The organism is Amycolatopsis sp. (assembly GCF_035276945.1).
Classification (GTDB): domain Bacteria; phylum Actinomycetota; class Actinomycetes; order Mycobacteriales; family Pseudonocardiaceae; genus Amycolatopsis_E.
On sequence record NZ_DATELF010000076.1, the window covers coordinates 1 to 6,093 of the forward strand.

General features: G+C 68.4%; 4 protein-coding genes. 2 read left to right on the plus strand and 2 right to left on the minus strand.

Going from position 1 to position 6,093, the window contains the following annotated elements; genetic code table 11:
• The first annotated feature begins 409 nt into the window (after positions 1 to 409).
• Both VJT49_RS13405 and VJT49_RS13410 read left to right on the plus strand, forming a co-directional pair.
• Entirely contained in the window at positions 410 to 3,043 is a 2,634-nt protein-coding gene (locus VJT49_RS13405) for a DEAD/DEAH box helicase (RefSeq protein WP_324165114.1), read from the plus strand.
• Between the two features lie 851 nt (positions 3,044 to 3,894).
• The gene (locus tag VJT49_RS13410) at positions 3,895 to 4,125 is read left to right on the plus strand and encodes a helix-turn-helix transcriptional regulator (protein WP_324165115.1); all 231 of its coding nucleotides are present in this window, start codon (positions 3,895 to 3,897) and stop codon (positions 4,123 to 4,125) included.
• Between the two features lie 92 nt (positions 4,126 to 4,217).
• On the opposite strand, the gene VJT49_RS13415 is transcribed toward VJT49_RS13410, so the two are convergent.
• Positions 4,218 to 4,979 (minus strand): thioesterase II family protein, encoded by a 762-nt coding sequence (locus VJT49_RS13415; protein ID WP_324165116.1) that lies wholly within the window; start codon positions 4,977 to 4,979, stop codon positions 4,218 to 4,220.
• Positions 4,980 to 5,021: 42 nt separating this feature from the next.
• Positions 5,022 to 5,963: an alpha/beta fold hydrolase gene (locus VJT49_RS13420; RefSeq protein WP_324165117.1), complete on the minus strand. Its 942-nt coding sequence runs from the start codon at positions 5,961 to 5,963 to the stop codon at positions 5,022 to 5,024.
• Positions 5,964 to 6,093: the final 130 nt, after the last annotated feature.

Sequence of the window (6,093 nt, forward strand, 5' to 3'; positions counted from 1 at the left end):
ACAGGACAGACCTGGGAATGCGGGAGCGACGGTCGTGGCCCAGAGTTGTCTGGTGTCGGCGACAACAGTATCCGCATCCGCGCGTAACTCCTGATCTTCTCGAAGCGCAGGGTCTCGAGCCCGACGCCTACCTCAGGCGCCCAGGCAAGCACGCCCCGGCCCAGGCGCCGGTGGTGACCGGCTGACCAGGCAGGGATGTTCGCTGCGTTGACAGCGGTGGATGCTGTTGACGTAAGCGTGAGTCCGTTCGTCGAACTGACCGAACTCATACCGAAACGGCTCCGCCACCCGTGCCCCAGTCGGCTCTCTCATCATCACCTCGCCCGGGGAGATCACGAGCACCCCTGATCGTCTTCCGTATCGTCCGGCTAAGGTGGCAGCGGACCGAGCGAGTCAAGACTGGGGGGATATGGGGGAGATCCTGTGGGTCAAGCAGACCGATCCTGATGCCGAGTTGCCGGTCGCGCCCCTCGACGCCGACGTCCGCGTCCTGATACCCGCGGGCAAGGAGTTCGAGGACCTGCGGAACAAGCTCTCCGCGAACGGGATCGAGGCGCGGGAGATACCGTATCTGGTCGAAACGGAGACCATCACCGGCCGAGACGGTCTCGACACCGACGCTTGTACGGTCGTCACCTCGGAATGTCCCCTGATCCGGTCGCGTCCTCGGCAGTTCCAGCGGTTGTCTGGCGCTGCCGCGACCGCGGCCCGGGACACCTACAACCTCCTCTGGCAGACCCACGCACCGGCTGGACCGGGCGAGTCCGATGCGGTCCCGGCCGCGAAGGCCGTCCCCGAGACCTGGCTACGGTTGTTGCCGTACCCGATGCTCAACCCCGCGCAGGCGGCTGCGGTACCCCTCGTCCTAGAGCAGGACGATCATCTGGTGATCGTCGCACCAACCGGTGCGGGAAAGACCGTCATCGGCATGACCGCTGCCCTGCGAGCCATCATCGGGGAAGGCCGGAAGGCGGCCTGGCTGGTGCCACAGCGATCGCTCACCGACGAACTCGATTTTGACCTGGAAGCGTGGCGGCGGGAAGGACTGCGCGTCGAACGGCTCTCCGGTGAGCACAGCGTCGACGCGGCGAAGGTTCGCGAGGCCGACCTGTGGGTCGCCACCACCGAGAAATTCGAAGCCATGTGCCGGGCATCCGCGCTGCGCGAGGCACTGGACGAAATCGGCTGCCTGATCGTCGACGAAATTCACCTGCTCGGCGACACCGACCGCGGCCCGGTGCTTGAGGCATTGCTGGCCCGTATGCGCAGTTCCGGCAACGGAATGCGCATTTTGGGGCTGTCGGCGACCGTGTCCAACGCCGAGCAGATCGCGGGCTGGCTGGGCGCGCGCCTGCTCCGGCTGTCCTGGCGGCCGAGCCGACTTACCTGGCAGACCCCGACCATCGCCGCCCATCGCGACTGGAACCTTGTCGAGACCGCCCGGATCCGCCTGGCCACCGCGCTCACCACCATGATCACCCGCGATGGTGGCAGCGTCCTTGTGTTCTGCGGCAGCAAGCGCAACGTCCGCCGCACAGCGTTGATCCTCGCGGGCGCCCGGGGGGCAGACACCAAGGGGCTCCATCCCGACAACACCGAGCGGCTCCACGAAGCCTGCCAGAGCGCCGGGGTAGGCCTGCACTACAAGGGCTGGGAACACCGTAAACAGGCCGAAGCCGACTTCCGGGCCCGGCGCCTCGACGTGCTCGTGGCCACCACGACGGTCGCGGCCGGGGTCAATCTGCCCGCGCGCGCCGTCATCGTGCAGGACACCGAGATCGGGCTCAATCCGATCGACGTGGCAACCGTGCAACAGATGTTCGGCCGGGCCGGCCGGGTCGGCGCGGGCGAGAACGAGGGCTGGGCGTTCCTCATCGTCACCGAGAACGAACGCCCTGCGTGGCAGGCGAAACTCACGGCGGGGCACACCGTCCGCTCGCAGATCGAGACCAGCCTGCCCGACCACGTCCTTGCCGAGGCCGTCCAGCACCGCGTTCGCTCCTCAACCGAAGCGGAACACTGGTGGGTCGGCACGCTGGCCCACCTGCAGGGGAACCGCAGCCTTGAGCCACTACGCCAGGCCGTGGACTTCCTCATCGACGCGGGCATGCTCATCGCAACCGGAAACCCGGGTAAGGACGCGGGATTCACGCCGACCGAACTCGGTAAACTGACCGCGCGGCTGATGGTTCCGGCCACTGTCGGCCATGAACTCCGACTGGCTGTGACCGACTCGCCCATTCCGGACACTCCGGGCGAGGCCGAGGCAAACCTGATCGGCCTTGTCTCCACGCTCGTACCGAAACTCGCCCGCACGGCAATCAACGAGGAACTCAAGGCCAGCGTCAGCAGGCTCCTCCGCCCCGACGACCCGACCAACTACCAGCCCGGCGATCTCGCACGCGTCGCCCTGCACCTGGTCGCCGAAAACCCCACGGCATTCCACCGCAGTGCCCGCACCGTCGCAGGGATCCCCTACATGGCCCTCTACCCGGTCCTCGAGGAGGCACCACGCTACCTACACTGGATCGGCTGCCAGGGGCTGCTCGGCGCCATCCATCCCTGGGCCGCCATCGTCGCCGCCGACTTGAGCAAACGGGTCCGCTGGCGACGCTGCCAACCCCCACGCGGCGCGGGCCGGCTGCTGTGGATGTGCGAGCAGATGGCCACCCCCGCCCACCTCGAAGAGACCGTCCCCACACTCTGGGACGCCGCCACCCGCAGAGGCCTCAGCAGCCCGGACTGGACCAGTCGCGGACGACCACACCACTGCCGACTCAACGACGAGGACTACCAGGCCCTCCTCCGCGAGCGCGCCACCAACGCCACGATCAAGAAACACGACCTTCACGTGGTGGCCAGCGGCCCGAACGGAAGCATGCTCGTGGTATGGCAGGGCACGCGCTACCGTGGTACGCCCATGCCCCGTGGTGAGGCCACCGCGCCCACCATCGACGGCAGCGACAGCGGTGATACAGCGCTATTCACCTGGAAAGGTGACTACCAAGCGACCGGCTGGCTGAGCAGCTACAACCATGCCTGACGAACCAGGGTCAGGTGGTTTGGACCATCAGGCACCCTGGGCGCGGTCCGCGCCAACCCACAGTTGCAGGCCGCCGCCGTCCTGGACGAGGTTTTGAGCGGCCGGGCCGGCAAAAACACCTTCCTCGGTGCGGAGCAGATGCTGCGCGGCATTCGGGCTGACATACCGGCATTGGGAGCAGGTGGAGTTCGCCCTGCTCGCGCTGATCTATGGTGACCAACTGGAACGGGCCGCGCTCTGCTGCGAGCAACCGCTCGACCGGATCGGCCGAGCCGCCGAGGGATGGCGCCCGCCGCTGTTCGCGCTGCGCAGCCTGATCGACGTTCGTCAGGGTCGGCTGGCGGAGGCCGAACGCTGCGCCACGACGGCGCTGGAGCAGATGCCGCGGCGGTGCTGGGGCGTCAACATCGGCCTACCGCTGACGACGCTGCTGAGGGCACAGACCCTGATGGGCAAGTACGAGGAAGCCGCCGGACTGCTGAACCACCCGGTCCCGCAGGCTACCTACACGACTCGCTGCGGCCTGCACTACCTGTACGCCCGGGGCGAGTACCGGCTGGCCACCAACGACCCGCACGCCGCCTTGGAGGACTTCCTGATCTGCGGGGAGATGGTGCGGGAATGGGACCTCGACCTGCCGAGTGTGCTGCCGTGGCGCGGCGGGGCGGCCCGGGTTTACCTGGAGATGGGCAACCACCGGCAGGCCAAGGAGCTGATCGGCGAACAGACGAAGCGGCTCCAGCGGGGCCTTCCCGCTCCCGGGGCATTACGCTGCGCCTCAGCGCGGCGGTCGCCGAGCTCAAATACCGCCCCGCGCTGCTACTGCAGGCCATTGACGAGCTCCAGCGGCTGTGGCCGGCGAGCTCAGCGACCCCGAGCGGCGGGTCGCCTCGCTGGCCGTGCTCGGGCACACCAACCGAGAGATAGCCCGGGAGCTGTTCATCACCCTCAGCACGGTCGAGCAGCACCTCACCCGGGTCTATCGCAAGCTCAAGGTCAGCAAGCGCAACGACCTGCCCGGCGAGCTCTGCCTCACGGCCAGCAGCGGCACGACGACCGGCGGCCTCAGCCATGCCGCGTGACTGTGGTCGCGCGTCGATCGCGGGGCGAGGCCGACATGTCGCGCAATGCTGCACGCTACTCTGCGCCACTCGCCTCAGGAGACCGCCTCACGTCAGGCGGTGTAGGCCCGCACCCGCTCGGTGATCGTCTCCAGCACGGCCCGCTGTTGAGAGGCCAGGTAGAAGTGGCCACCCGGGAGGACCCGCAGTGAGAAGTCGCCCGTGGTCTCCTCGGCCCACGCTTTGGCCTCGTTTACGGACGACTTGGGGTCGTCATCGCCGATCAGGGCGACAATCGGGGTGCTCAGCGGGGCTCCGGGCGGACGCTCGTAGGTCTCGATCGCCCGGTAGTCGTTGCGTACGGCGGGAAGGATCATGCGCAGGAGCTCCTCGTCGTCCAGCAGCGCGGCGTCGGTGCCGCTAAGGTTTTTCAGTTCGGCCACCAGACCGTCGTCGTCGCGCTGGTGTACCAGCTCGCAGCGGTGGGTGCGAGGGCCGCGCCGCCCGGAGGCGAAGAGCACCGCGGCTGGCCGACCGTCGGCCTCAAGCCGCCGGGCCAGCTCGAAGCCAAGGATCGCGCCCATGCTGTGTCCGAAAATCGCCAGCGGGCGATCGTCCAGCTCACTCACCACCTCGTGCACCCGGTCGGCCAGTTCGGCGATGGTGCCGACGGCCGGCTCGGAGCGGCGGTCCTGGCGGCCCGGGTACTGTGCAGCGAGCACCTCGATCCGCGGAGACAACGCTGCCGAGACCGGGAGATAGAAGCTGGCCGAACCGCCGGCGTGCGGCAGGCACAGCAGCCGCGTCCGGCTCTCCGGCGCTTCGTGGAAGCTGCGCAGCCACATGCCGCACGCGGCACTCTTTTCGGAGGTCATACCGGTTCTCCTCGTTCTCGTCGTTCTTCTCAGCGTCCGGGATCACATATCGTCAGGGCTTTGCGGGCACACCTCACGGAGCCAGCCTTCGATCAGCTCGGCGGTGGCGGGGGCGTCCTCCTCCAGCACGGTGAAGTGGTCGCCACGGCCGTCGACAGCGGCGTGCTCAAGCGGCCAGGAGCCGACCACTCCAGCCGAGGACGTGTCGGCAGCCCGCACCAGCAGGGTGGGCGCGGTGATCTTGGCATCGTCCACCGAACCGTAGCCGCCGTCCCGGGCGAGGATGGCGCCAGTCATCCTGGACGGCGCTTCGGTTCCAGCGCCCGGGCCCTCGGCGCCGCCGCCCCCACCGTCGAGGGCGAAGGTGTCCACCAGGACAACCGCTGCCGGGCGGGCGCCCAGTTCTTCGAGCCGGGCCGCCGTGGCCTGCGCGAGCAGGCCTCCCGTGGAGTGGCCTAGCAGCGCGAAGGGGGCTCCCTTGGTACCGCGCAGCACGCCCCTAGCACCGAGTTCGACGATCGCCTCCACCGTTGCGGGCAGCGGCTCGCCGTCTCGGAAGCCGGGCAGCGCCAGCACCGTGCGCCGGGCGCGGAAAGTGGTGGCCATCCGGGCGTACTCATGCGGGCCGAAGATGGCCAGCAGCGATGGAAAGCAGACAAGGACCGGCTGTTCAAAGCCGTCGGCCAGCCGGAGCAGATCCGGTACCCACTCGGCCCCATCGGCGGCCTGGAAGGCGGGCCGGAAGCGCGACACGGCGAAGAGCAGGTCCATGAACTCGTCGCTGCGCCCGCTCTCGACAGCGGTCCGCAGCAGCCCCACCAATGTGCCCGGCGGGCGGCTTTCCGCCTGGGGCGTCAGGCCTCCCACCGCCTCCGGCCGCTGCCTCAACAGGACGGCGAGCTTCCTCGGGCTGGGGTGATCGAAGACCAGGGTGGCCGGCAGCCGCAGCTCGGTCGCCTCGGCTAGCCGGTTACTTAGCCTCAATCCGTGGACGGGGCTGTCGATTGATCTTCGTTTCTGATTGTTGATCTTTGCTGGGCTGGTGGACGTTTCTGGACAGGGCTGGTCTGCTGGTCTGTCCAGCCTTGTCCACGTGTCGGTCTCCGGTCGGGCC